Origin of the sequence: Mesobacillus jeotgali, assembly GCF_900166585.1 — a bacterium.
Classification (GTDB): domain Bacteria; phylum Bacillota; class Bacilli; order Bacillales; family Cytobacillaceae; genus Mesobacillus; species Mesobacillus jeotgali_A.
In genome coordinates, this window is the sequence record NZ_FVZC01000009.1 from 728,629 (window position 1) to 753,166 (window position 24,538).

At 42.0% G+C, this 24,538-nt stretch carries 21 protein-coding genes; 19 read left to right on the top strand and 2 right to left on the bottom strand.

Features of this window, described 5'->3' with window-relative positions; all coding sequences use genetic code 11:
• Positions 1-50: 50 nt before the first annotated feature.
• The 9 genes from B5X77_RS13595 to B5X77_RS13635 all read left to right on the top strand — a co-directional run bounded on the left by B5X77_RS13595 (position 51) and on the right by B5X77_RS13635 (position 11,289).
• Positions 51-1,094, top strand: a complete 1,044-nt coding sequence (locus tag B5X77_RS13595) for a sensor histidine kinase (RefSeq protein WP_079508522.1) — start codon at positions 51-53, stop codon at positions 1,092-1,094.
• Positions 1,081-1,698 (top strand): response regulator transcription factor, encoded by a 618-nt coding sequence (locus B5X77_RS13600; RefSeq protein WP_257391885.1) that lies wholly within the window; start codon positions 1,081-1,083, stop codon positions 1,696-1,698. Before B5X77_RS13595 ends, B5X77_RS13600 begins: the two co-directional genes overlap by 14 nt.
• Positions 1,699-1,884: 186 nt before the next feature.
• Positions 1,885-2,811 (top strand): ABC transporter ATP-binding protein, encoded by a 927-nt coding sequence (locus tag B5X77_RS13605; protein ID WP_257391808.1) that lies wholly within the window; start codon positions 1,885-1,887, stop codon positions 2,809-2,811.
• 13 nt (positions 2,812-2,824) lie between these two features.
• Positions 2,825-4,015 (top strand): ABC transporter permease, encoded by a 1,191-nt coding sequence (locus tag B5X77_RS13610; protein WP_079508525.1) that lies wholly within the window; start codon positions 2,825-2,827, stop codon positions 4,013-4,015.
• A complete protein-coding gene (locus tag B5X77_RS13615; protein ID WP_079508526.1) occupies positions 4,008-5,141 on the top strand; it encodes an ABC transporter permease in 1,134 nt (377 codons plus the stop codon). The genes B5X77_RS13610 and B5X77_RS13615 overlap by 8 nt, the downstream gene beginning before the upstream one ends.
• A gap of 243 nt (positions 5,142-5,384) precedes the next feature.
• On the top strand, positions 5,385-8,036 hold the full coding sequence (gene mutS, locus B5X77_RS13620; RefSeq protein WP_079508527.1) for a DNA mismatch repair protein MutS: 2,652 nt from the start codon (positions 5,385-5,387) through the stop codon (positions 8,034-8,036).
• A 62-nt stretch (positions 8,037-8,098) separates the two neighbouring features.
• Positions 8,099-10,021, top strand: a complete 1,923-nt coding sequence (gene mutL / locus B5X77_RS13625) for a DNA mismatch repair endonuclease MutL (protein WP_079508528.1) — start codon at positions 8,099-8,101, stop codon at positions 10,019-10,021.
• Positions 10,022-10,226: 205 nt separating this feature from the next.
• Positions 10,227-10,670 (top strand): hypothetical protein, encoded by a 444-nt coding sequence (locus B5X77_RS13630; RefSeq protein WP_257391886.1) that lies wholly within the window; start codon positions 10,227-10,229, stop codon positions 10,668-10,670.
• A gap of 100 nt (positions 10,671-10,770) precedes the next feature.
• Positions 10,771-11,289 carry a DinB family protein gene (locus tag B5X77_RS13635; RefSeq protein WP_079508530.1) on the top strand — a complete coding sequence of 173 codons (519 nt, stop codon included), beginning with the start codon at positions 10,771-10,773 and terminating at the stop codon, positions 11,287-11,289.
• 617 nt (positions 11,290-11,906) lie between these two features.
• Here B5X77_RS13635 and mreBH read toward each other — a convergent pair.
• Positions 11,907-12,914, bottom strand: coding sequence for a rod-share determining protein MreBH (gene mreBH / locus B5X77_RS13640; protein WP_079508531.1), 1,008 nt, complete (start codon positions 12,912-12,914; stop codon positions 11,907-11,909).
• A gap of 274 nt (positions 12,915-13,188) precedes the next feature.
• Here mreBH and miaA point away from each other — a divergent pair, with 274 nt between their 5' ends.
• The 5 genes from miaA (at position 13,189) to B5X77_RS13665 (ending at position 17,248) form a co-directional block, all read left to right on the top strand.
• Positions 13,189-14,142 carry a tRNA (adenosine(37)-N6)-dimethylallyltransferase MiaA gene (gene miaA, locus B5X77_RS13645; RefSeq protein ID WP_079508532.1) on the top strand — a complete coding sequence of 318 codons (954 nt, stop codon included), beginning with the start codon at positions 13,189-13,191 and terminating at the stop codon, positions 14,140-14,142.
• Between the two features lie 30 nt (positions 14,143-14,172).
• Positions 14,173-14,403: an RNA chaperone Hfq gene (hfq, locus tag B5X77_RS13650; RefSeq protein ID WP_041966638.1), complete on the top strand. Its 231-nt coding sequence runs from the start codon at positions 14,173-14,175 to the stop codon at positions 14,401-14,403.
• 319 nt (positions 14,404-14,722) lie between these two features.
• On the top strand, positions 14,723-15,682 hold the full coding sequence (spoVK, locus tag B5X77_RS13655; RefSeq protein WP_079508533.1) for a stage V sporulation protein K: 960 nt from the start codon (positions 14,723-14,725) through the stop codon (positions 15,680-15,682).
• An 86-nt stretch (positions 15,683-15,768) separates the two neighbouring features.
• Positions 15,769-15,999 (top strand): glutaredoxin family protein, encoded by a 231-nt coding sequence (locus B5X77_RS13660; protein ID WP_079508534.1) that lies wholly within the window; start codon positions 15,769-15,771, stop codon positions 15,997-15,999.
• A 229-nt stretch (positions 16,000-16,228) separates the two neighbouring features.
• A complete protein-coding gene (locus B5X77_RS13665; RefSeq protein WP_079508535.1) occupies positions 16,229-17,248 on the top strand; it encodes an STAS domain-containing protein in 1,020 nt (339 codons plus the stop codon).
• A gap of 61 nt (positions 17,249-17,309) precedes the next feature.
• Here B5X77_RS13665 and B5X77_RS13670 read toward each other — a convergent pair whose 3' ends face one another.
• Positions 17,310-17,915: a trimeric intracellular cation channel family protein gene (locus B5X77_RS13670; RefSeq protein ID WP_079508536.1), complete on the bottom strand. Its 606-nt coding sequence runs from the start codon at positions 17,913-17,915 to the stop codon at positions 17,310-17,312.
• Positions 17,916-18,096: 181 nt separating this feature from the next.
• Here B5X77_RS13670 and hflX point away from each other — a divergent pair, with 181 nt between their 5' ends.
• The 5 genes from hflX to B5X77_RS13695 all read left to right on the top strand — a co-directional run bounded on the left by hflX (position 18,097) and on the right by B5X77_RS13695 (position 24,526).
• On the top strand, positions 18,097-19,356 hold the full coding sequence (gene hflX, locus B5X77_RS13675; protein WP_079508537.1) for a GTPase HflX: 1,260 nt from the start codon (positions 18,097-18,099) through the stop codon (positions 19,354-19,356).
• A gap of 150 nt (positions 19,357-19,506) precedes the next feature.
• Positions 19,507-20,778, top strand: a complete 1,272-nt coding sequence (locus tag B5X77_RS13680) for a methionine gamma-lyase family protein (RefSeq protein ID WP_079508538.1) — start codon at positions 19,507-19,509, stop codon at positions 20,776-20,778.
• Between the two features lie 144 nt (positions 20,779-20,922).
• The gene (locus B5X77_RS13685) at positions 20,923-21,327 is read left to right on the top strand and encodes a MerR family transcriptional regulator (protein ID WP_079508539.1); all 405 of its coding nucleotides are present in this window, start codon (positions 20,923-20,925) and stop codon (positions 21,325-21,327) included.
• Positions 21,328-21,409: 82 nt separating this feature from the next.
• Positions 21,410-22,750: a type I glutamate--ammonia ligase gene (glnA, locus tag B5X77_RS13690; RefSeq protein WP_079508540.1), complete on the top strand. Its 1,341-nt coding sequence runs from the start codon at positions 21,410-21,412 to the stop codon at positions 22,748-22,750.
• A gap of 450 nt (positions 22,751-23,200) precedes the next feature.
• Positions 23,201-24,526 carry a phenylacetate--CoA ligase family protein gene (locus B5X77_RS13695; RefSeq protein ID WP_079508541.1) on the top strand — a complete coding sequence of 442 codons (1,326 nt, stop codon included), beginning with the start codon at positions 23,201-23,203 and terminating at the stop codon, positions 24,524-24,526.
• Positions 24,527-24,538: the final 12 nt, after the last annotated feature.

Genomic DNA, 24,538 nt, shown 5'->3' on the forward strand with positions numbered 1-24,538 from the left:
ACAGAGGTTACAATGTAGTTGTAAAGAGACCGCGGTAGCGAGGGATAGTTATGTTAATGCAAACAGAATTTTTGGCCGACATTGTAGATCACCTTCCTGAAGGCATGATTGTAATGGACACGGTACGGACAATTCACTACCTCAATGAGAAGGCAACCAATATGACGGGCTGGAAGCTAGGCGAGAAGGTTCCATACTGTACGTATTGTCAGGAACGAGAAGTGGATGAGGATGAGAACCGCTGCATTTTGACGACAGATGAGCCGATACCTTTCTTTCATTCCCATATGGCAGTATATGAAGGGCTTGAAGAGTTTGAAATGTCCCTAAAGAAAATAAAGGTTGCCAATGAAGTATATTATGTACTGAGGATTCGCCAGCCTATTCAGAACGAAAATAGTGAAAGGGCTCGGTTCCACGAGCTACTCGTGCAGGAGACACTGCTCGCGCAGGAGGCTGAACGGAAAAGGATTGCCAGGGAACTGCATGATCATATCGGGCAAAGTGTCTACAGTATTTTTCTTGGATTAGAGGTCATTAAGCAGACCATCACTGACGAGAAATATCAGCATCACCTTTCCAATATGGTTAAGGTCATGGAAAAAACGCTAAATAACATAAAACAGCTGACGAAAAGTCTGCGGCCTGAGCTTGTTTATGATATAGGTCTTGAAAAGTCCCTTCGTCAAGCGGTGAAAGACTGGAGGAAGCTATACCAGATTGAGATATTTTTGGAAATGGAGCTGGACAAAGACCAAAAGCTTGATTCCGAAAAGGAACTCCACTTATTCAGGATTATCCAGGAAAGTGTCGCTAATGCGGTTCGCCACGGCCAAGCAACCTATTTCTCCATTCATTTAAAAAACTATTATCAATATGTATTCTTTAATTTATACGATAATGGTAAAGGGTTTATATCGGAGCGATACAAATCGAAAGGGCTTGGTTTAAAGCATATGTATGAGCGATGCAAAATGCTTGATGGAGATATTAAATGGCTCAGCAAAGATGGCGGACCGACAAGAGTGGAGGGATTTGTCTCTTTGATAAAAGCGGAGGGAGAGAGTGAAAGTGAACTTAATGATAATCGATGACCATGAGATTGTAAGGGATGGCTTGAGCATGCTCCTTCAGCAATCTTTTTGCATCGATGGAAGGATCTGTGCCTGTGATGGCTATGAGGCTGTAAAAGCGGCAGAGGATTTTCCAGCAGACCTAGTGATGCTTGATCTTTCAATGCCGGGAGGATTGGATGGAATGACAACCCTGGAGAGATTAAGGAAACTACTGCCGGAGGCCAAGATTGTCATATTCTCTATGCATGATGATATCGGCTATCAGAAAAAAGCATATGAAGCAGGTGCTGATGGCTTTTTAATAAAACAGCTGAAGCGGGATGACCTCATCCAATCCCTTGATCAGATTATGGCAAATCAGAAGGTCTTTGATACACATGTTTTGGAAGATGATACGGAAGCAGACCATTTTAACCTCATTGACCTCCCGATAACGAAACGGGAAAAAGAGGTTTTCGTTCTCACTGTTAAAGGATATTCACAAAAAGATATTGCAGAAAGGCTTGACATTTCAGTCAAAACTGTAGAAAACCACAGGCAGAAAATTGGCGAGAAGCTCGGCTCCCATAAGCGTTATGAGTGGGTAGAAACAGCCAGAAAATACAATGTGTTTCAATCTTAAGCAGGACATAATTTGTCTTGCTTTTTTTATTTAGCCTTTACGCAAATGGCAAAGAATAACATAAAAATTGAAAAAAAGTTTTGGGATTGATTTATTTTTATGGAAATTATTTCATGTTACTTGCTTTTTTGAGATAATAAAAGAAAAATAGTCCGAAAGTTGGTGTCTTGTGTGCAGGTTCTTGAGGTGAAACAGGTAACGAAGAGATTTAAAGATTTAGAGGCGGTAAAAAATGTTTCTTTTTCTGTCAATAAGGGTGAATCATTTGGTCTCCTGGGCCCAAATGGAGCGGGTAAGACAACCACGATTCAGATGGTATCTGGCTTATTCCCCCCAACTTCAGGAAACATTGAGATTGCAGGAATTGATATGGTCAGGCACCCAAAAAAGGGGCAGGGTCTTTTGGGAATAGTTCCACAGGAAATCGCTCTTTATCAAACGATGAGTGCAAGAGAAAACCTGGCCTTTTGGGGGAAGATGTATGGTTTAAAGGGAAACAGCCTGCAAAAAAGGATAAACGAGGTGTTGGAAATCATCGGTTTGGCAGACCGGGCAAAGGAAAAAGTAGAGACTTTTTCTGGTGGAATGAAACGCAGAGTCAATATTGGTGCTGCCATTTTACATAATCCTGAATTATTGATCATGGATGAACCTACCGTGGGTATTGATCCCCAGTCTCGCAGCCACATCCTTGATACAGTAAAAAAGCTGAATAAAGAAGGTATGACAGTGATTTATACCAGTCATTATATGGAGGAAGTCGAGTATCTTTGTGAAAAGATTGGCATTATGGATCACGGTGAATTCATTACCTCTGGAACCATTTCGGAATTAAGGGAGACAATCGGTGATCGATCTCGTATTGTAATGAATTTTTCAGAAGTGCACGAACTCGGAAACTTAAAAAAGTTCCTGGTTCCAATAGTTCCTGAAGAAGATCTTGTCATGCAGCAAAAGGAGCTTGCCATCTTCCATACGGAGCCGCAAAAAGCTCTCAGCGAATTGATTCAGTCAGTTACCGGAGCGGGATTTGAAATTACAGCTGTTGAAATCGTTGAGCCTAATCTAGAAAGTGTCTTCCTCCGCCTTACTGGAAGAAGCTTAAGGGATTAAGGGGGGAAACATAGTGGGATTTTGGTGGCTGGCATTAAAGGATGCGGTTCTTATTGCGAGGGATAAGAAGGCGTTGTTAACACTTATTTTCATGCCGATTTTATTAATTGGAATTCTTGGTGCAGCTTTTGGCAATATGATGGGTGATGAAGAAGTAACTCAGATAAAAAAATTCAAAATAGGAATTGTCAATCTTGACGACGGTGAATTGGGGAAGGTTTTGGAAGAAGAAATATTCGTGAATGGGCTGCCGGAACTTATAGATGGTGAGGGAATGAGCGAAAAGGAGATGAAAGATCAATTAAAGCAGCAGGAACTTTCTGTGGGAGTCATTCTTCCGAAGGACTTTTCGGATCATATAATTTTAGGTGAAGAGTCACAGGTGAAAATTGTCTCCATTCCGTCCGCTTCCCTCCAGTCGTCAATCATAGAGAGTATAGTAATTCAATTTAATCAGTCATCTGCAGTCAATGGTGCAGCCATGCAGGTTATGGGTCAACCTGGCCGTGTTAATTCTTCCCCTGGAATAGCTAATTCTGTCGGTGATTCTTTTAATATCATGGAAGAGGTAGCGGTAAAACAGAAACAGAAGCCAGTAGGCTCGTTTCAATATTACGCCGCGGGTATGGGGGTGATGTTTTTGCTAATGACTGTCATAACAGGGGTTAGTGCAATGATTGAAGAAAAAGAGCAGGATGTTTACAGTCGTCTGCTTATTACTAAATTGACCAATCGCGATTATCTTATTGGCAAATTTATTGGATTGTTGTTCATTTCATCTCTTCAATTTTTCATCATTTTTCTCGGAACACGCTATCTCTATGGTGTTAACTGGGGAAATTCAATGAGCGGTGTCTTCGTTATCGGATTTTCGTTTGTTTTTAGTGTCTGTGGACTTGGGGTTCTCCTTGGTACCTTCGTAAAGACAGAGAAAACATTCAATGCTGCCGGCATGCTTGCCACGCAAATCATGGCGGCCATTGGAGGGAGCATGGTGCCTTTATATCTATTTCCTGAATGGATGAATTCCATTGTGAAAGTCCTCCCTAATGCCCTTGCACTTCAGACATTCCTGGATTTAATGACCGGTGCAGAACTGTCGCAAGTGTTGATGGAAGCAGTTATTTTAATCACGATCGGGATTGTTTCACTTTTGCTTGCATTTGTATCTCTTTCTGTAAGAGGGAGGGCTATAAATGTTTAAGATTATTTCTATTGCCGGTCTGCATCTTAAATCTTTGTTCAAGACGCCATCTGCTATTGTTTTAATGTTTGTCATGCCGATAGTATTCAGTCTGATTTTTGGTGGAATTGGCTCTGGTGGCTCTTCCTCAAATAAGAAACCTGTTGTCATTGTGGTTGAACCAAAGGAGGATGGGGCAAAGGCAATAACAGAGCTATTGTCTTCAAACAGCCAGTACAAATGGCAGCTGGCTGATGAGGATCAAGCAAGAAATTCAGTCGAAAACCTGGAGGCCATCGCTGCTGTGGTTATGACAGAACCATTCAGTGCGAATTACGATCGGGAAAAACCTATTTTCCAAATCATTGTCCAAAGGAAAACACAAGAGTATCTGGCATTAAGCACTTATGTCGAAGGGATTGGAAGGATCGTTAGTCAGTCATTTGAAATCGGCGCGGTTAAAGGAATGGATACAGCTTTTGGGATTCTGGACGCAGTGGCTGAGAGAGAACCAATCGGGATCAGCAGGGAAATATCCCAAAAAGAGGAATCAGATTCTGAATCAGTTGGCATGATGGCGATTGGTTTCACAATAATGTTCATGATGTTTGGGATTTCTGGAGCGGCATCGGCCATTCTTGACGAAAGAATGGGCGGTACGTGGCAGCGGCTGCTCACCTCTCCATTATCAAAAGCGCAGGTGATGGGAGGGTATTTAATTTCTTATTTCATGATGGGGGCCATTCAATTATTGGTTCTTATGGTGGTGATGAACCTTATTTATGGTTCCTCTTGGGGAAATCTTGTTTATTTTGCACCATTTGCAGGACTGGTGATCATAACAATTGTTGGTTTTGGTTTGATGATGGCCAGCATTGTAAAAACGAGACAACAGTCAGGTGCGATTAGTGCAGTGCTGATTGTCAGTACATGTATGATCGGAGGGGTTTACTGGCCGCTAGAAATCGTCCCGGAATTCATGCAGCAAATAGCCAGGGCAGTGCCTCAAAGCTGGATGATCACTGGATTCCGTGAGATTGTCAGCGGGAGCTTATACACCCCGGCAATCATAAAGTCCACCTTGATGCTGCTCGCTTTCAGTATGATATTCTTTGTGGTTGGTTTAAAAAAAATGAAATATGATTAACGATTGCCAGTCCAGTTTTGGACTGGTAATTGTTTTTAAGTGGATTCTATCGAAAATTATATTTTGTCGAGTTATAATAGATATTTAGAGTAAGAGTCGAAATTAAAAAAATGCTTAGCTGACCGAGAATGAGAAAAGTATAAGTTGAAAAGCTGCATTGCCCTAAAGCTGTATAGACGCAATGTTAGTAAAAAGCAAGTTTACCAAAATACGATTAAGCAATAGTGAATGTTGGAGGAGAATATGGCTACATATACCCCTATGATCAAGCAATACCTGCAAGTGAAGGCAGATTACCAGGATGCCTTTTTATTTTTCCGCTTAGGCGATTTTTATGAAATGTTCTTTGATGATGCGCTGAAGGCATCGCAGGAGCTGGAAATAACATTAACAAGCAGAGAGGGCGGCGGCGAGGAACGGATTCCGATGTGCGGCGTGCCTTACCATTCTGCTCCTAATTATATTGAGCAGCTTATAAATAAAGGCTATAAAGTTGCGATTTGTGAACAAACCGAAGACCCGAAGACGGCAAAAGGTGTTGTAAAGCGGGAAGTTGTCCAGCTGATTACCCCTGGAACGGTGATGGAGGGGCGAGGGCTTCTCGATAAAGAAAATAATTTCATTGCTACAGTTACCGTTTTCGGAGAAAATCAGTTCGGTTTTGCCTGCAGTGACCTATCAACAGGTGAGAGCAGAGCAACCTTGATTAATGGAAGTACGGAAGAGCTGATTAACGAATTATCAATATCCGGCGCGAAGGAAGTAGTAATTGAAAGCTGTGTATCACCGGAAATCCAGAAAAAACTTAAAGAACGCTCGATTTTAGCTTTTTCCATAGAAGATAACTGTGTGGTTAATGAAAGCTTTTCAGGTCTTTTGGCAGAATTGGATAATGAGCAGCTGATCACCACTGCTTCAAGATTATTCAATTATCTATACCGTACCCAGAAGCGAAGCCTTGACCACTTGCAAAAGGTGTCAGTCTACAAAGTCCAGCAATATATGAAAATCGATTATTTCTCCAAGAGGAATCTGGAGCTTACCGAAACTATCCGATCTACCGCAAAAAAAGGAACGCTTTTATGGCTGCTTGATGAAACAATGACGGCAATGGGCGGAAGGATGCTCAAGCAGTGGATCAACAGGCCGCTGATAGACAAGTCCGAAATCGGCCGCAGACAGGAATTAGTCCAGCTTTTCGTCGGACAGTTCTTTGAACGTCAGGAATTACGGGAAAAACTGAAGGATGTTTACGACCTGGAACGTTTGGCCGGCCGTGTAGCTTTTGGCAATTTGAATCCCAGGGACTTGATGCAGCTGAAAAGATCCTTACTGCAGGTACCGTTGCTGAAGGGAATTTTGGAGAACCTTCCCCACGAGGAAGCTGCCATGATGGCAGAGCGACTGGATCCATGTGAGGAAGCAGCTGATTTACTTGAACAGGCGATTGTCGATAATCCTCCTATATCTGTTAAAGAAGGGAACATCATTCGTGATGGTTATGACCAGCAGCTGGACCAGTACCGTGACGCCAGCCGGAATGGCAAGACTTGGATTGCAATGCTCGAGCGGCAGGAACGTGAAAAAACAGGCATTAAATCTCTTAAAGTTGGATACAACCGTATATTTGGCTACTATATCGAAGTGACAAGGGCGAATTTGCATTTGCTGCAGGAAGGACAGTACGAAAGAAAGCAGACTCTTTCCAACGCAGAGCGTTTCATTACTCCTGAACTCAAGGAAAAGGAAGAATTAATCCTTGCTGCAGAGGAAAAGAGCGTCGAGCTTGAGTATCAGCTATTTGTCGGCATCCGCGAGACAATCAAAGACTATATTCCAAGACTGCAGGGTCTCGCAAAGGCTTTAAGTGAACTGGATGTCCTTCTTGGGTTCGCAGAGCTCAGTGAGCAAAGACATTACGTTAAACCTGTATTCTCCTCTGACAGAAAAATCGTCCTGAAGGATGGGCGCCATCCTGTTGTCGAAAAGGTAATGGACGCACAGGAATATGTCCCTAATGATTGCTTTATGGACAGTGAACGCGAAGTCCTGCTGATTACGGGTCCAAATATGTCGGGTAAAAGCACCTATATGCGCCAGGTGGCATTAACCGCCATTATGGCTCAAATCGGCTGCTTCGTACCTGCAGATAAAGCTGAACTGCCAATATTTGACCAGGTGTTTACCAGAATTGGAGCAGCCGACGACCTTGTTTCAGGACAGAGTACTTTCATGGTCGAAATGCTTGAAGCAAGGAACGCGATTATCAATGCTTCAAGCGATAGCCTGATTTTGTTTGATGAGATTGGCAGGGGAACATCCACTTATGATGGAATGGCCCTCGCCCAGGCAATGATTGAGTATATTCATGACAAAATTGGTGCAAAGACATTGTTCTCCACCCATTATCATGAATTGACCTCACTGGAAAAAGAATTAGCTAAACTGAAAAATGTCCATGTCAGTGCCGTTGAGCAAAACGGCAAAGTCGTTTTTCTTCATAAAATAAGGGAAGGGGCAGCTGATAAGAGTTACGGAATCCATGTGGCCCAGCTTGCTGAATTGCCGCCAGAACTAATTGAACGGGCAGCAGAAATCCTGCATTTCCTCGAGCAGACCGACAATCAGTCTTTTGATGAGCGGGATGCTAAAAGTAGACAGAATATTGCTCGAGAATCAGTGCAAGTCAATCAAAGCATTCTGCAACACAGGGAAACCGCGGCAGCAGCACAACTTTCTTTTTTTGATGAAGGACCTGAACAACAGAAAACCAATAGGGCAAGCAAGAAGGAGAAACAGGTTTTAGATCAGTTATGTGGACTGGAAATTCTGGACATGACACCATTGCAAGCCATGAATATGCTGTATGAATTACAAAAAAAGCTTCGAAAGTAACATAAAGAGTATTGCCATTCATGAGAACTGTATGATATTCAATAAGCGCGGGGGGTGATGAAATGGGAAAGATTATGCAGCTCGACGATGCTTTATCGAACAAAATCGCGGCCGGTGAGGTAGTGGAACGTCCAGCCTCAGTTGTAAAGGAGCTGCTTGAGAACGCCATTGATGCCAACAGTACTGTAATTGAAATTGATCTTGAGGAAGCAGGTCTTGCCAGGATCAGGATTACGGATAACGGAGATGGCATTCAGGAAGATGATGTTCTTTTAGCCTTTCAGAGGCATGCTACCAGCAAGATCAAGAATGAAAATGATTTATTCCGAATCAGGACGCTCGGGTTCAGGGGAGAAGCCCTGCCAAGTATAGCGTCAGTTTCCAGGCTTGAAATGAAGACATCGACTGGAATTGAAGGCAATAAAGTGGTGATTGAAGGCGGCAAAGTCGAAGCAATCGAAAAAGCAGACAGCCGTAAAGGGACGGATATAAGTATCTCGGACTTGTTTTTTAACACACCGGCACGCCTTAAATATATGAAGACCATCCATACAGAGCTAGGTAATATCACCGATGTCGTGAACCGTCTTGCACTGGCAAATCCAGATATCTCATTCAGGCTTGTCCATAATGGGCGCCAGCTTTTGAAAACCACTGGAAATGGTGACGTCCGCCAGGTGCTCGCCGCTATTTATGGCATCAATATGGTAAAATCCATGATTCCCATTTCCGGAGAGTCACTGGATTACAATATAAGCGGCTATATTTCTTTGCCTGATATTACAAGGGCATCCAGAAATTATATTTCAACGATGATCAATGGACGTTTTATAAAAAATTATGCACTCGTAAAGGCCATACAGGAGGGGTATCATACCTTGCTCCCGATTGGCAGGTATCCTGTTGTCCTTTTGAATATCGAGATGGACCCCTTGCTCATAGACGTGAATGTCCACCCTTCAAAAATGGAAGTCCGATTGAGCAAGGAACAGGAACTGAATGAACTTGTGTCCAGCGTTATCAAGAAAGCATTTAAGACGAAGGAACTGATTCCTGCCGGGTTTGTTGCACAGAAGCTAGAAAAACCTAAATCAGAACAAACCTACATGGAACTGGATCATATGCCCGAGGCGGTTAAACTGTCAGACTCTACTAAACCAACCAGTTTCAGCAAACCTTTCGTCGAGGAAAAGCCGTCTGAATTGAGCCAGCGGTATAAAGCTGCTGTCCAGCAGGATCATTCTAAAGAAGAGGAACCCAACTGGCAAAACGCCTTTGTAGCCCAGGAATCCTTTATGGATACTAAAGTAGTTGAAGATGAATATGAAGAGATTGATAACACAGTGATTGAAAAAGAGAACTACTTTGAAGAACAGGAATCTCAATCACTCGAACAGGCTTCCCGGGTACCACCTTTATATCCAATCGGCCAGATGCACGGAACGTATATTTTTGCCCAGAATGAACGGGGTTTGTATATCATTGATCAGCATGCTGCCCAGGAAAGAATTAAATATGAGTATTTCAGGGAAAAAGTAGGCGAAGTTGCGACTGAACTCCAGGATATGCTTGTTCCAATCACTCTTGAATATTCAGCGGATGAATGCATTAAAATCAATGAGTATCAGCATGAACTTGAGAAAGTTGGCGTATTTCTCGAGCCATTTGGCTACAATAGTTTCATTGTCAGGTCTCATCCCCAGTGGTTCCCTCGTGGGGAGGAAAAAGGCCTGATTGAAGATATGATTGAACAACTTTTGTTAATGAAAAAGGTCGATATTAAAAAGCTAAGGGAAGAAGCAGCAATCATGATGAGTTGCAAAGCATCCATCAAAGCAAATCATCATTTGCGAAATGACGAAATTCAGGCCTTGCTAGATGAACTGCGCCGCTCGTCAGATCCTTTTACCTGCCCGCATGGCCGGCCAATCATTGTTCATTATTCAACTTATGAAATGGAGAAAATGTTCAAGAGGGTAATGTGATATATGAGAAAACAGTGTTTCCAAAAAGGATACACTGTTTTTTTTGTGCCCTTTATGAAAATTTTTCAATACATGGATAAAAAATGCTTTTATTCAGGTTAGAAATAGTGTAAAATTACACTAAAGTAAAACTTTAAAAAGTACTGATTTGAAAATGCTAATACCTCGGATTCTTGTAATATTGGAGGAAGGAGGCGATCCATTGGTGGTTTTTTCGTTATTATTATCAATCATGCCTATTGTTATTGTGGTTTTTATTGTTGCTTTTGCAGTGAAAAATAAAGAGCAAGGGGGAGAAAAAGTGGTCAGACATTTATACACCTATCTAGTTTTATTTGCAACATTGATGATGGTCATTGGAGGCGGAGTTTCAATTTTTATGGGCGCAGCTGATCTCGCAAGTCCAAGCGGTTATTATCAAAGTTATACCGAATACAAGCAGATGATCGTTGCTGGAAAAATGGAAGGTTCTAAAAATGAAATGAGTGAGGAAGAAATTCGCAGCAGCTATGACATATATGTTCAGGAAGAAGAGAAGCGGCAAAAAGACAGAGCTATCAATCAAATAATAAAAAGTCTCGGATTCATAGTTATTCCTTTACCGGTATTCCTTTATTTCAACAAATTAAGGAAGCAGCAATCAGAATAGACCCAGAAGGCACTGAATTTTGGTGCCTTTTTTATTATCTTAAAAGGGATAATCTTCATGGCAGCGAATTTATATAACTAATGAAGAAAGGATGAAAAGAATGTACAAACGACCAAATCTTGAAGAGTTTCCTGAATACACAAGGAGCTACATACAATTACTTCCAGAAGGCGATATAATTGATATTCTTGGCCAACATCTTGAAACAACGAGTAAGGTATTTTCCACAGTTACAGTAGAGCAATCTGGCTATCGGTATGCGGAAGGCAAATGGGCATTATCTGAAGTCTTAGGACACTTGACCGATACTGAAAGGATCATGAACTACAGAATCCTGCGCATTGCCCGCGGAGACAAGAATACGCTCCAAGGATTCGACGAAAATGTATATGTAAAAGAGGCCTCATTTCACAATCGCAAAATAGCTGACATTCTCGAAGACTATCAAAATGTCAGAAGATCAACAATCAGTTTGTTGAAAGGACTTCCGCAAAAATCCCTGCAGAATAAAGGCAATGCTAATGGATATGACGTAACAGTAGAATCCATCGCTTATATGATCGCAGGGCATGAACTTCATCATCTGAAGATCATTCAAGAGAAGTATATAAATGATTGAATGAACCTCATAATTTCCAGGATTTTAATAGAGTGAAATCTATGTGCACAAAAAGAAGTCCCAAACCCAAAAAGGTCATATAGAAAGATTCTATGTGACCAAAAGGCAGTCCCAGACCTAAAAAGGTCATATAGAAAGATTCTATGTGACCAAAAGACAGTCCCTGGCCTAAAAAGGTCATATAGAAAGATTCTATGTGCCCAAAAAGAGGTCCCAGCCCTAAAAAAGGTCTTATAGAAAGATTCTATGTGCCCAAAAAGAGGTCCCAGCCCTAAAAAAGGTCTTATAGAAAGATTCTATGTGCCCAAAAAGAAGTCCCAAACCCAAAAAGGTCTTATAGAAAGATTCTATGTGCCCAAAAAGAAGTCCCAGACCTAAAAAGGTCATATAGAAAGATTCTATGTGCCCAAAAAGGTCATATAGAAATCTTCTATGTGCCCAAAAAGAAGTCCCTGACCCAAAAAGGTCATATAGCAAGATTCTATATACTCAATAAAGCTCTTACAAGGCCGCAAATAGCGCTTTAAGAATTTAAGGTTCTCAGAGATAAATAATTTGCAAGTTAGCCATAAAAAAAAGACCGCTAACTAATTAGCGATCTTTTACTAGGCTGTAATTTATCTTACAGCTGGCTGTAGCTTATGGATATACTGCAATGCTTTGCCTGTTCCGATTGCCACAGATTCAAGCGGGTTTGGAGCGATATGGACAGGAACTACCATTTCGCTTCCCAGCCAGTCCTGCATACCGTTAAGCAGTGCGCCGCCTCCGGAAAGGATTACGCCGCGGTCGACGATATCTCCGCTCAGTTCGGCAGGGCAATCTTCTAAAGTGGCACGGATTGCTTCCATGATGTGCAGAAGAGATTCCTTGATGGCATCCCTGATTTCATATGAATTGAGTGTTACAGTCTTTGGAAGTCCTGTAACTAGGTCGCGGCCGCGAATATCCATTTCCAATTCCTCATGGTCTACGAGCGCATAACCAATCTCCATCTTGATTTTCTCAGCTGTTCTTTCCCCAATCAGAACATTGTATTCTTTACGTACATATTGGATGATATCCTCGTCCAGTCTGTCGCCGGCAATTCGGATGGAGTGGCAGGCAACGACGCCGCCGTATGAGATGATTGCAACCTCGGTTGTGCCTCCGCCAATATCCACTACAACGTTTGCCACTGGTTCATCAACAGGCAGGCCAGCACCAATAGCTGCTGCTACAGGCTCCTCGATAAGATGCACCTTTTTTGCTCCGGCGTTTTTGACTGCATCCTGAATCGCTCGGCGCTCTACACTTGTTGATCCAGAAGGCGTGCAAACGACGACATCTGGCTTGCGAAGAGAAAAACCGCCTTTTTTGGCAGCTTTCTTCATGATATGCTTAAGCATTTCGGTAGTTACGTCAAAATCGGCGATAACCCCGTCCTTTAGTGGACGAATGGCAACAATTTTACCAGGTGTCTTTCCGATCATTTCCTTCGCTTCCTTGCCGACAGCAAGAACATTTTTCGTTTCAGTATCAATCGCCACAACTGAAGGTTCGTTTAGGGCGACTCCTTTATTTTTACTATATACAAGAGTATTTGCAGTACCTAAATCAATTCCGATTTCTGTAGTAGATAACATTGTGTTCACCCAGTTCCCTATAAATTATAAAACCATCATAGACTTCTATTAAACTATCATGATTCTGGGGGTAAAAGGGCTAATGTTACGCAATCGTTATCTAACTGTAAAAGTTCAGGAAAAATTTATTAAAAATGATATATGGGAATAATACTTGTAAAACAGGGGTATAATGCATAGATGTTCAACTGCTTTCTATTTAATGGTAAAATAAATTCATGATGTCAGAGTTAAATGACCTGACACCCTCTATGAAAAGGCAGTGTGAAATTTTTTGGATGAAAAAAAGAAATTGATTGTGTTAATTGGGCCGACAGCAGTTGGCAAAACAAAGCTAAGCATTGAACTTGCGAAAAATTTCAATGGTGAAATCATCAGTGGCGACTCCATGCAAATTTATAAAGGAATGGATATTGGCACCGCTAAAATCACTCCTGAGGAAATGGAAGGGATTCGTCACCATTTAATCGATGTGAAAGAGCCAGAAGAAAGCTTTTCGACCGCAGAATTCCAAGACCTGGTCAGGGAGAAGATCGATGAAATCAGTACGCGCGGAAAAATGCCGATGATAGTTGGCGGCACCGGTTTATATATTCAGTCCGCTATTTATGATTATCATTTTACTGACGCACCATCCGATCCTGGGTTTCGGCGTAAATTGGAAGATGAAGCAGAAGAAAAAGGCCTTGCTTTTTTACACGAAAAATTGGATAGGATCGATCCTGTGAGTGCATCAAGAATCCACCCCAATAATGTGCGCCGTGTTATCAGAGCACTTGAGATCGTACATTGTACTGGCAAAACTGCAGCAGAATTACAGTCAGAACAGTCACCTGAACTGTTGTATGATACGGCGTTGGTGGGGCTGATGATGGAGAGAGAGCAGCTTTATCGTCGAATCAACTTGCGTGTAGACCTAATGTTGGAACAAGGGCTGCTTGAAGAGGTCCAGTATTTTTACGATAAAGGATTGAGAGAGTGCCAATCCATCCAGGCAATAGGGTACAAAGAGCTGTATGACTACTTTGAAGACAAGGTTTCCCTTGATGAGGCAATTGAGAATTTGAAACAAAATTCCCGCAGATATGCAAAAAGGCAGCTAACATGGTTTCGAAACAAGATGAATGTGGAATGGTTTGATATGTCAGAGTCTTATGACGCTGAAAAAAAATTCGCTGAAATTTCCAAGTTCATTGAAGGAAAGCTCAAGATAAAAGCGAATACATAATAATAGAGATAAAAGAGGAGGATCCCGCCCATGAAACAAGTGAACATTCAAGACCAGTATTTAAACCAGTTACGCAAGGACAACATCAATGTGACCGTATTTTTGTTGAACGGATTTCAGCTGAGGGGACAAATTAAAGGATTTGATAACTTTACCGTCCTATTCGAATCAGAAGGAAAACAGCAGCTTGTTTATAAGCACGCCATTTCAACCTTTGCGCCGCAAAAAAATGTCCAGATTGATTTCGAAGGACAGGCTTAATTCATATTCATGTAGGAAACCCGCAAATTTGCGGGTTTTTTTATTGGCTAAAAGAGAGATTTATCCTGTAGAGATTTAATGTTTATTTTAAAAATGAATTCCAGCGTGATTGAATACATATAAATATAGAGGTTTTATTTCTTGGGAAACCGCAAAATGTGACAAAAAGACAAAAATGCTTTTGGAATTTGTCAAAAAGCGTCTTTTCCCAGTTTTAATTTAAATGAAAAGACCTAGTAACTTATCTTTAAATTTATGGGTGAACATCACCAATACAGTTAAGAGACGCATATTGTTTCCAGAATGAGAGGTGAAATCTTTGGACCAACCGCTTCGAAAGAAAAACAACGGTCAAATCAGCATTGTATTGAACGCCCAGAATAGAAAGGCGTTAACGAAGGAATTGCCTGAGCCGCAGCTGGTTCCAAAGTCAATTCCACAGGAGCACGCAGCTTTAAAGGAAATAGAGGAAGAGCTTGGAGCTCTTGTTGGTATGGAAGAAATGAAAAGGATGATTAAAGAAATCTATGCCTGGATCTATGTGAACAAAAAGCGGGAAGACATGGGCCTTAAAGCCGGAAAGCAAGCTCTTCACATGATGTTCAAAGGAAATCCAGGTACAGGGAAGACGACAGTCGCCAGGATTATCGGGAAGCTTTTCTTGAAGATGAATGTCCTCTCCAAAGGGCATTTGATCGAAGCAGAGAGAGCCGATCTTGTTGGTGAATATATTGGACACACCGCTCAAAAAACCCGGGATCTGATTAAAAAGGCAATGGGAGGGATTCTGTTCATTGATGAAGCCTATTCACTCGGCCGTGGAGGAGAGAAAGACTTTGGAAAAGAAGCGATTGATACATTAGTTAAGCATATGGAGGATAAGCAGCATGAATTTATCTTGATTCTGGCAGGCTATTCGAGGGAAATGGACTTTTTCTTGACTCTGAATCCCGGCCTTCATTCAAGATTTCCTCTGGTTATTGATTTTCCCGATTATTCCATAGATCAATTAATGGAAATCGGCCAGCGGATGCTGAAAGATAGAGAATATAGCCTGAGCCATGAGGCAGAACGGAAACTTAGAGAACATCTTGTAACAGTCAAATCATCGCTTGGGGCTGCCGCATTCTCGAATGGTCGTTATGTCAGGAACGTGATTGAGAAATCAATACGGGCACAGGCAATGCGGCTACTCATGCAAAATCAATATGACCGGCATGAACTGATGACTCTGCGAAGTAATGACCTGGTATTTTCAGATGATCTAAAAGGGAAATGATGTCAGCAGTTTTGTTGACATTGTTTTTTGCATTTGTTAATATACCCTTATAGGTATATTATAAACATATCTGGAGGCGTTTTAGAATGAACGAAATTACAGTTTATACAACGAATACATGTCCTTACTGTACCATGGTCAAGAATTTCCTGGACGATAAAGGGATTTCGTATAAAGAAGTAAATGTTCAGCAAGATCCAATTGCGGCGCAGAGATTGGTCAATGCAACAGGTCAAATGGGAGTGCCGCAATCAAACGTGAATGGAAACTGGGTGCTGGGGTTTGATCCTAATTCCATTATGTCTTTCTTGAAATAAATTTAGAAAAGGGATTCCACATTAAATTGGAATCCCTTTTTATATTTTTATTTTCCCAACTGCGTCACTAATCTCTTCTTTCTTTTTCATTGAAATTGGACAAACTATTAGATATCTTGTTTAAAGTGTGTAAAAAATGGGTAAAAACAATAGGGTTTTGCACGTTAATACAGAGATATAAAAGTACTGGATTATTTTTAAAGGAAGATATAAAGGAGCTATAAAAATTATGGGGTATGACTACAAATATGATATTAAAGGTATTAGTTTTGGATGGGAAACTGAAAACGGCAAGTTCACATATGAAGGTGAGGATGCTGTACTATTTTGGATTTCTTCTGCAATGAAGACTTTTTTTGATACGATTGAAGAAATTTCTGGGGAAGAAGCTTCAAATCTTGTGTTCGAATCAACGGGATTCCGCCAGGGACTTGTGGTCGGTCAATATTTTGAAAAAATGAAAGAGGTCAGTGTCCAAGAAGCCGCTGAGATGATTACTAATACATATGCCACCGCCGGATGGGGCTTAACTATAATTAATGATCTTGATTTTGAAACGAAAACATTTACCGCATTTATGAAAGACAGTTGGGAACATAAGGTAAATGTAGCCCAGGGAAAAGAAAAAGGGGGCAATTTCCTGCCTGCACATTATGCAGGTGTGTTTTCTGGTCTATTCAATACGAATATTTGGTATAAAATAACCCAGCATCAATTGGAAGGACATGAATACAGCATCATTGAGTATTTTCCGTCCGACGTGACCATTGCTGACAACATTCATCAACTTGCCAGGAAGAAAGAGTCTGAGCAAATCAAGAAACTGGAATCCCTTGTCGAGGAGAAGACCTCAGAGTTAAAAGCATTGGTACATCAACTCTCTTCCCCAATCATACCCGTACTTGAAGGCATCGTCGTCGTCCCTCTGATTGGAAAGTATGACGAAGAGAGAGCGGACCAGCTCATCATTAACACGCTAAACCGACTTCCATCATATAAAGCAAGCTACCTTGTTCTCGATTTAACTGGGTTGGATCGGGAAATAGGACCACATGCGGTCAGCCTTATCGAGAAAATTGGGTCAGCTGCAAGGCTCATCGGCACAAAAACAATACTTGTCGGGATTTCATCCACATTGGGTATCGAAATTACTCAATCTAATATCAACCTGGCAAAATTCGATTGCTTCCAGACACTCCAGCATGGCATCCACTATGCAATTGGCCAGATGGGGAGAAAGATTATATAGGTGATGGACGGTCAGCAAAAAGCAGAGCTAACTTTAAATAGGCTCTGCTTTTTCCTTGTATTTAGTTTACTCCGAGTTTGCGGACGGGCAAATGCCATTTATATGTGTAGGAAAGAACACGAAGTGCAGTGATAACAATAAATAGTCCATAGAGTTCCGCTGCTTTTTCAGCCATACCCATTCCGATGACAAGGCCGGCGAGAACGGCCCATACAGCATAGATTTCTGCTTTTAACACTAATGGTTTTCTGCCTGCTAGCAGGTCGCGGATGATTCCTCCGCCGCTTCCAGTCAGAACTGCGGCTACAATTACTGCGCTTAGTGGATGCCCCATGTTAGAAGCGTAAATTGCTCCCTGGATTGCAAAGGCCGCTAGCCCGATGGCATCGAAAAAGTTTCCCCAACGCTGCCAGTGTTTTAAAAGATTACGGGGAAACATGAAAACGATTGTGATTGAAAGTAAGGCTAAATTGAAAAATATGCCCTGGTCCCATATCGCTGAAACGGGGACTCCAATGAGAAGGTTACGGATTGCTCCGCCCCCAAAGGCAGTAACGATGCCCAATATATAAACTCCGAAGATATCATACTCTTCTTCCATTGCAATGATGGCACCGCTAATCGCAAATGCTACTGTTCCAATCATGCTGAGAACTTCCCATGTCATTCTGCTTTTCTCCTCTAGATAAAATCAACTCATAAGACTTAAAAATATGAAAATACAAACATATTGATTTTAACATCTTTGCTCCAATTTACAACTACTTTTTAATCTGTCTTCAATATTTTTATTTACCGATGTATTTTGGTATGATGTCTTTAGCTATAAAAGGAGAGAAGGGTGCTATTTGGAACAGGATAATGTATTCGAAAAAGTCATTCTTGTAGGCTGCCAGACGACAGAAGAAGATGATCTTCGTTTTCAATACTCAATGGAGGAACTCGAATCGCTCACGGAAACTGCGAAGGGAAATGTCCTGATGCAGGTTGCCCAAAAGCGGCCCAAAATTCATCCGGCTACATACATAGGAAAAGGGAAGGTTGAAGAACTCCAGGCTCTTGAAGAGGAACTTGAGGCAGATCTCATCATATTCAATGATGAACTCTCGCCCAGTCAGAATCGGAATTTGTCAGCTAGCCTACAGGCGAGGATCATCGACAGGACACAGCTGATTCTTGATATTTTCGCGCAAAGGGCCAGATCGAAGGAGGGCAAGCTCCAGGTCGAGTTAGCCCAGCTCCAATACCTGCTCCCGCGTCTTGGCGGACAAGGGATAGAAATGTCACGGCTCGGTGCTGGCATAGGGACAAGGGGGCCTGGTGAAACAAAACTTGAATCAGACCGCCGCCATATCCGCAGACGAATCGATGATATTAAAACCCAGCTGTCAGTTATTGTACAGCACCGTGACCGATACAGAGAAAGAAGAAAAAAGAATAAAGCCTTCCAGATTGCGCTTGTAGGTTATACAAATGCAGGAAAATCAACATTGTTTAACCGTTTGACAGAAGCAGACTCATTTGAGGAAAATCAGCTCTTCGCAACGCTCGACCCTATGACCAGGAAAGCAATTTTACCGAGTGGGTTTACTGCGCTGCTGACAGATACTGTAGGATTCATTCAGGACTTGCCGACAACCTTGATTGCTGCATTCAGGTCCACACTTGAAGAGGTGCGTGAAGCTGATTTGCTGCTTCATGTTGTGGACATGTCGAATGAGGACTATTTTTCCCATGAACAGACAGTCAATAAGCTGCTGGAGGATTTGGAAGTCCACCAAATTCCCCAAATCACGGTTTACAATAAACGAGATATAGCACACCAGGATTTTGTGCCTAACGCCCAGAACGAAACGGCATTCGTAAGTGCATTCAGTGAGGAAGATCGAAAGAACCTGCTATTGAAAATAGAAAAGGCACTCATTGGAATGATGGAACCATTCCATGTGCTGGTACCGTCAGATGAAGGAAAACTTCTGGCGCAACTGAAAAATGAAACCATTCTTCGTGAGCTTGCTTTTGACGAAGAAAAACAGGGCTATGTATGCAAAGGTTTTTCTTTGGAGGACCATTCAATTACCGGACAACTGAAAAAGTTTTCTCTTTAAGCTGCCCTGATTCCTAATCGCTACTTTTAAAATAGGCCGAGATTTAAGAACAGAGAATTAAGAAAAAAAGTAAATATTTTATGGTAGGGATTACATATTTCAAAAAAGCCCTGTTATAAAATTGGCTTTTGGATTAGATAGGAGAGCAACATGTTTACACATTTGAAAAATGGACATTTGCTGCAAACGATTGTCAGTGAAGTGGAGCAGCAAATCGCCGAGGTGCACAAGAAAATAGAAGAAAGAATCGATAGTAATCAGTTCAGGGTGCTTCAAAGCTTCCAAAAACATCGTGTGAGTGACTCCCACTTTATCCCGACGACGGGATACGGGTATGATGATGCCGGTCGCGAGACACTTGAAAAAATATATGCAGAGGTATTCGGCGCAGAAGCAGGACTTGTGCGTCCGCAAATCATCTCAGGTACACATGCGATTTCAATTGCATTGTTCGGGATACTTCGCCCGGGAGACGAGCTTTTATATATCACAGGAAAACCTTATGACACGCTTGAAGAAATAGTAGGTATCCGAGGAACCGGGAATGGTTCCTTGAAAGAGTTTGGAATTTCTTATAATACTGTCAACCTGGCTGAAAATAGGGAGGTTGACTGGAATGCTGTAAAAGCGGCAATTAAGCCGGAAACGAAAATGATCGGCATCCAGCGCTCTAAAGGCTATGCAACACGGCCTTCTTTCACTGTGGAACAGATTGGCGAAATGGTCAAGTTTGTTAAAGAAATCAAATCAGACGTCGTTGTGTTCGTTGACAATTGCTATGGTGAATTTGTTGAGGATTTGGAGCCCTGCCATGTCGGAGCAGATCTGATGGCTGGTTCGTTGATTAAAAATCCAGGCGGAGGAATTGCAAAAACTGGCGGATACATTGTCGGCAAAGAACCTTATGTCGAGTCCTGTTCATACCGGATGACATCCCCTGGAATTGGTGCAGAGGCGGGCGCTTCTCTTTATTCTTTACAGGAAATGTATCAGGGCTTTTTCATGGCGCCCCATACTGTTGCACAGGCGTTAAAAGGTGCTGTGTTTACGGCTGCGATCCTTGACCGCATCGGAATGAATTCTTCTCCTAAATGGAATGCTGTGCGTACCGACCTGATCCAGTCTGTTCAATTCGATGACCGTGAAAAAATGGTTGCCTTTTGCCAGGCTATTCAATATGCTTCTCCAGTCAATTCTCATGTGACAGCGCATCCTGCCTACATGCCCGGTTATGAAGACGATGTCATAATGGCAGCTGGTACATTCATTCAGGGTGCAAGCATTGAGCTGACTGCTGACGGACCGATCAGGCCGCCATATGTTGCCTATGTACAGGGAGGGCTGACCTATTCGCATGTGAAGATGGCAGTGCTCCTCGCAATTGATTCTTTAGTTGAAAAAGGTTTAATCCATCTAAAATAGGTAATTATACAACAGGATGCTTGCTAAATCGGTCCTGTTGTTTTTTTATGATTTTCTATGTGAGATTTTCTAACATGCATTTGACAACACACCTAACATTAAAATATAATGAGATTATCTTAAGAGGGAAGGAGGAGAAATCATATGGGCGGAAGTGAAATTCGCCGTAATATGCCACTCTTCAGCATCGGTATTGTCATGCAGCTTACGGATTTAACCGCAAGACAAATTCGTTATTATGAAGAGCATGAATTGATTTCTCCGGCTAGAACGGAAGGAAACAAACGACTCTTTTCCTTGAACGATATAGACAAACTCCTTGAGATCAAAGACTTGATTGACCAGGGTGTAAACATGGCAGGCATCAAGAAAATCTTCAATGTTCAGCAACAGGCAGAATTAAGTGCTGCCGAGAAAAATCAGGCTGAAAAAACGAGGCGTAATCTTTCCGATGCGGAATTAAGAAAATTGCTTCGCAAAGAACTGCTCCAGGCAGGCCGCTTCAACCGATCTACGGACCGCGGAGACATGTCGAGGTTTTTTCATTAAAGATTGCTTAGTAAGTTTCGTTGCTGTCACAAAAAAAATTAACAGTAAAAAAACAGTTTAAATTTTTAGGAGGAAATTTAGGATGGCTAAAACGTACACTAGAGAAGATATTATTCGATTATCAAAAGAAGAAAACGTAAAATTCATTCGTTTGCAGTTCACTGACATTTTAGGAACAATCAAGAACGTTGAGATTCCAATCAGCCAGCTTGAAAAAGCTCTTGATAATAAAATGATGTTTGACGGCTCTTCAATTGAAGGCTTCGTTCGTATCGAAGAATCTGACATGTACCTGATCCCAGATTTGGATACATGGGTTATTTTCCCTTGGACAGCTGAGAAAGGCAAAGTTGCCCGATTGATTTGTGATATCAAAAATGCTGATGGCACACCATTTGCTGGTGACCCTCGCGGTAACCTGAAGCGCATCCTGAAGGAAATGGAAGAACTCGGTTTTACGAACTTCAATCTTGGGCCAGAACCTGAATTTTTCCTATTCAAGCTTGATGCAAATGGAGAGCCAACACTTGAATTGAACGACAATGGCGGATACTTTGACCTTGCGCCAACAGACCTTGGTGAAAACTGCCGCCGTGATATCGTCCTTGAACTTGAAGAGATGGGCTTTGAAATTGAAGCTTCTCACCATGAAGTTGCTCCTGGACAGCACGAAATCGACTTTAAATACGCAGATGCTCTGACTGCCTGCGACCAGATCCAAACATTCAAGCTTGTTGTAAAAACAATCGCGCGCAAACATGGCCTGCATGCGACATTCATGCCAAAGCCATTGTTCGGTGTGAACGGCTCAGGTATGCACTGCAACATGTCATTGTTCCGCAATGGCGAAAACTCATTCTATGACCCATCTGATGACAAACTGGAGCTTAGCGAAACAGCTTACCAGTTTATCGCTGGAACACTAAAGCACGCTTCTGGTTTCACTGCAGTAACTAACCCTACTGTAAACTCATATAAGCGTCTCGTTCCTGGCTATGAAGCACCTTGCTATGTGGCATGGTCTGCAAAGAATCGTTCACCATTGATCCGTATCCCTGCATCACGCGGCTTGAGCACACGTGTTGAGGTCCGAAGCGTTGACCCGGCAGCAAACCCTTATCTTGCTATGGCAGTCTTGCTTGCAGCAGGTCTGGATGGAATCAAGAAGAAAATGACTCCTCCAGCATCAGTAGACCGCAACATCTACGTGATGAACAAGGAAGAACGTGTAGAAGAAGGAATCGATGATCTGCCTCCAACACTTGCAGCTGCACTTGACCAGCTGAAAAAGGATGAAGTAATCAGCGCGGCACTTGGTGATCATATCCTTGAACACTTCATTGAAGCAAAAGAGATTGAATGGGATATGTTCCGCACTCAAGTTCATCCTTGGGAACGCGAACAGTATATGAGCATGTATTAATAGAAAGCAAACGGCCTCTTGATTCTCTCAAGAGGCCGTTTTTTTACCTGGGACTTATTCTTAAATTCGGACATGTTGCAGAACATCAATATTCCTTAAGTAAAAACCAGTACGAAATGGCAGCAACCATTCAAGGCTTTTTTAATTCAAGTAGTTATACTTTTTTATTCAAGCGACGATATTCTATAATTAATCCGTTTAACTCCATAATCAACCCAGTTTACTCCATAATCAATCCGATACTCCCCACAATCAATCCGAAAGTCATGCTAATCACTACTTATATCATCAAAACAAAAATCTCTCACTAAATATTAAAATTTTCAGAAAAATAATTGACTTTTTCCTATTAACACGTTATCTTTGTTTTAAAATATATAACACTTTTATTGTGTTACGGTAATATAACGTTATATGAATAAAATTTTATGTAATGCAGGGGGCGGAAACTTGATTTTACATGAAATCGAAACCAAGAGCCGTGAGTTTATTGAGGAACTCCAGCTGCAAAGACTTAAGAGGGTCGTAGAAAAGGTCGCTCAAAGAGTACCGTTTTACCGTGAAAGGTTCGAGGAGTCCAATTTTTCTCCTGAAATGCTGCAAACTTTAGGGGATTTGGAAGCGCTTCCTTTCACTGAAAAGCAAGATTTGCGGAATCACTATCCATTCGGATTATTCGCTGTCCCACAGAATGAACTCGTCAGGGTACATGCTTCTTCCGGAACTAGCGGAAAGCCGACGGTTGTAGGCTATACCCAGCATGATATCGATATGTGGGGAGAAATTGTAGCAAGATGTATTGCGCTTGCTGGCGGGGAACCAGGGAAGTTCCTCCATAACGCCTATGGATACGGTCTATTTACCGGGGGGCTTGGGCTGCACTATGGCAGTGAAAAGCTCGGTATGGTGACGGTACCGGTATCGGGCGGGAATACTCAGAGACAAATCATGTTGATTGAGGATTTTAAACCCGAAGTTATTTGCGGGACGCCTTCATACATTCTCAATATTGCTGAAACAATGGAGGAAATGGGCAAGGACCCTCGCAATACATCACTGAAATATGGAATTTTTGGAGCTGAACCTTGGTCTGAGGAAATGAGGAAGACACTGGAAGATAAAATGGGGATCAAAGCCTGTGATATCTATGGTTTGAGTGAAGTGATTGGGCCTGGTGTAGCGAATGAATGCCACGATGCACAGGCAGGCCTGCATGTTGCAGAAGATCATTTCTATGTTGAAGTGATCAATCCAGATACACTAAAGCCAGTACCAGATGGGGAAGAAGGAGAGCTTGTCTTCACCAGTCTTACCAAGGAAGCGTTTCCGGTCATCCGCTATCGGACCGGTGACATTGCATCCTTGACAAGGGAAAAATGCAGCTGTGGAAGAACGACGGTAAGAATGTCGCGTGTCAAAGGCAGAATCGATGACATGCTGATCATAAATGGGGTTAATGTTTTTCCTTCACAGATTGAACACTGTTTGCTGACGGTTCCTGAGCTTGCGCCTCATTATCAAATTCAGATTTTACAAAAGCGGACGTTAAAGGTCTTGGAGCTTCACGTTGAGATGAAGGAGGAATTCTTCACCTTGATTGGTGAGGATCCGATTTCTGACATGGTCTATCAGCTGGAACAAAGTATTCAATCCCTGCTTAAGAGCCAGTGTTTGATCTCAATGGAAGTACGTGTGCATCGTCCGAAAACAATCCCGCGTTCTGAGGGAAAGGCAGTCAGGATTATCGATAAAACAAAGGAACCAATTGGAACGTAATCATAAGGAGGT

What these genes read in the sequence shown, in the direction of transcription:
- B5X77_RS13595 (WP_079508522.1), top strand. Translation starts at nt 51, where the DNA reads ATGTTAATGCAAACAGAATTTTTGGCCGACATTGTAGATCACCTTCCT.
- B5X77_RS13600 (WP_257391885.1), top strand. Translation starts at nt 1,081, where the DNA reads ATGATAATCGATGACCATGAGATTGTAAGGGATGGCTTGAGCATGCTC.
- B5X77_RS13615 (WP_079508526.1), top strand. Translation starts at nt 4,008, where the DNA reads ATGTTTAAGATTATTTCTATTGCCGGTCTGCATCTTAAATCTTTGTTC.
- mutS (WP_079508527.1), top strand. Translation starts at nt 5,385, where the DNA reads ATGGCTACATATACCCCTATGATCAAGCAATACCTGCAAGTGAAGGCA.
- mutL (WP_079508528.1), top strand. Translation starts at nt 8,099, where the DNA reads ATGGGAAAGATTATGCAGCTCGACGATGCTTTATCGAACAAAATCGCG.
- B5X77_RS13635 (WP_079508530.1), top strand. Translation starts at nt 10,771, where the DNA reads ATGTACAAACGACCAAATCTTGAAGAGTTTCCTGAATACACAAGGAGC.
- mreBH (WP_079508531.1), bottom strand. Translation starts at nt 12,914, where the DNA reads ATGTTATCTACTACAGAAATCGGAATTGATTTAGGTACTGCAAATACT.
- hfq (WP_041966638.1), top strand. Translation starts at nt 14,173, where the DNA reads ATGAAACAAGTGAACATTCAAGACCAGTATTTAAACCAGTTACGCAAG.
- B5X77_RS13660 (WP_079508534.1), top strand. Translation starts at nt 15,769, where the DNA reads ATGAACGAAATTACAGTTTATACAACGAATACATGTCCTTACTGTACC.
- B5X77_RS13665 (WP_079508535.1), top strand. Translation starts at nt 16,229, where the DNA reads ATGGGGTATGACTACAAATATGATATTAAAGGTATTAGTTTTGGATGG.
- B5X77_RS13670 (WP_079508536.1), bottom strand. Translation starts at nt 17,915, where the DNA reads ATGACATGGGAAGTTCTCAGCATGATTGGAACAGTAGCATTTGCGATT.
- B5X77_RS13680 (WP_079508538.1), top strand. Translation starts at nt 19,507, where the DNA reads ATGTTTACACATTTGAAAAATGGACATTTGCTGCAAACGATTGTCAGT.
- B5X77_RS13685 (WP_079508539.1), top strand. Translation starts at nt 20,923, where the DNA reads ATGGGCGGAAGTGAAATTCGCCGTAATATGCCACTCTTCAGCATCGGT.
- glnA (WP_079508540.1), top strand. Translation starts at nt 21,410, where the DNA reads ATGGCTAAAACGTACACTAGAGAAGATATTATTCGATTATCAAAAGAA.